This is a genomic window from Reichenbachiella sp., assembly GCF_039941815.1.
Lineage (GTDB): Bacteria > Bacteroidota > Bacteroidia > Cytophagales > Cyclobacteriaceae > Reichenbachiella.
The window spans coordinates 1-1,511 of sequence record NZ_JBDVDW010000047.1 but is presented as its reverse complement, the minus strand read 5'-3'; the positions used below and the strand labels follow the sequence as shown (position 1 = coordinate 1,511).

The following is a 1,511-nucleotide window of genomic DNA, read 5'->3' as shown; positions in this document are numbered from 1 at the left end:
CAAGGCTCAAGCACAACTCTTGGGGCTCAACTTCTTGCGATCTGCTTACTCGCATCAGAAGGTGAATTGCTAGTTCTAAAAAGGTGTTTTCCGAACTGCTTTGAGCTTATCGCCAAGTTGATAAAACTTCGTGGTCACGGTAATCATCATCAACTTGACTTTACAAGGGAAAACTTGGAGTCATTAAAAATAAATGTATTCAAACTAGTCAAAATAATTATGGAAGTATTTTAATGGACTCTAATAGAAATAATAACACTCAGATAAGCGCAGATAATGGAAAAGGAGGTCAGACTGATAGAACTATATACGCTAAAGAGGAAGTCCTCCTGAAAAAACAGCAGAAACTGAAAGAATTAGAATATTCTCTTGGCCAAAAAGAGACCTCTATCGTTCAAAAGGAACATGAGCTAAAAGCCGCTAAAGAAGCGATAGCTAAAAAAGAAGCGGAGCTGAATGACAAACGTGTTCAGCTTGAAGAGATGGAGCTTCAGGCCAAAAACGGCTTTCCGCAACTTTTTGAGGAAAAGTTCGCAGCATTCAAAAAACAATTTGAGCAGCGGGAATCTCAATGCGTAAGTGAGCTGGAGTCTCTTGAATCCGAAAAGGAAAAATTGCGGCAGAGAGAGGTGGCGATACAAAAGGCTGAAACCCAAAGGGACAATGGGTATGCAGATGCCCGGGCAAAGCTTGATGACGAGCTCTTCAATCTTCGGAAAGAACATGAAAAGGAGCAGGAGTTAAAACGGGCAAACGCTCTGACTGCCATAGAAAAAGAACTTTCGGAGGAGAGGACATCCAGAATAGCAAGCTTGGAGAAAGAGATAGCTGATAGACTGAAAGTTCATGAGGCTGCGATTCAACAAGAAAAGGATGAGCTCGAACAAAAAAGAAAGGCTCTCCTGAAGGATCAGGCTGCGCTTGATGAACTCAAGGATGAGCTTGAGTATCAAAAGCAGCGCCTTCAATCCAGCAAAGACCGCCTTGAGGAACGAGAAGCTAATTTGAACGTTGAGGTGGATGCCAAGGTTGTTGAACGGAAGCAATCTTTTGAGAGTGAGAGGTCTGCGCTTAATGAGGAAGTTGCACGTTTGAGAGAATCCATCAAAACAAGCAGTGCCCTCATTTCAAACTTTGAAGAACTGAAGCAAAAACTTGGAGATGAAGATCCAGCTGCTGTTTTGCTGAAATTGAAAACCTATGAAGTTGAAATCAAGAAGCTACGCGAAGACCTCGCCACACGTCCAACACATGAGATGCAAGAAGCTTTTGAACGATTGAAATCTGAAAAGAGTGCGTTGCAGTTGGCTTGTGAACGGCTATCTGAAGAAAATGAGGTTCTTAGAAGTTCTGCACGGACCCAGTCAGACCTTGAAATGCAGGTAGCTGAGCTGTCCAATAAAAACAAATCTTTGCAGAGACGTTTTGAGTCGGTGGATGCCGACAATAACAGATTGATGGAAGAGCTTAAACGTTTACAGTCTTCTTACGAGCGTGAACAGGACCGAGAA

At 42.7% G+C, this 1,511-nt stretch carries 2 protein-coding genes; both read left to right on the top strand.

Annotated elements, in window-relative coordinates; all coding sequences use genetic code 11:
- Window positions 1–234, top strand: a 234-nt coding sequence (locus ABJF11_RS10775) for a hypothetical protein (protein WP_348119856.1), incomplete at its 5' end; no start/stop codon positions are given.
- The coding region (locus ABJF11_RS10770; RefSeq protein ID WP_348119855.1) for a hypothetical protein at window positions 234–1,511 on the top strand (1,278 nt) is incomplete at its 3' end. The genes ABJF11_RS10775 and ABJF11_RS10770, both read left to right, overlap by 1 nt.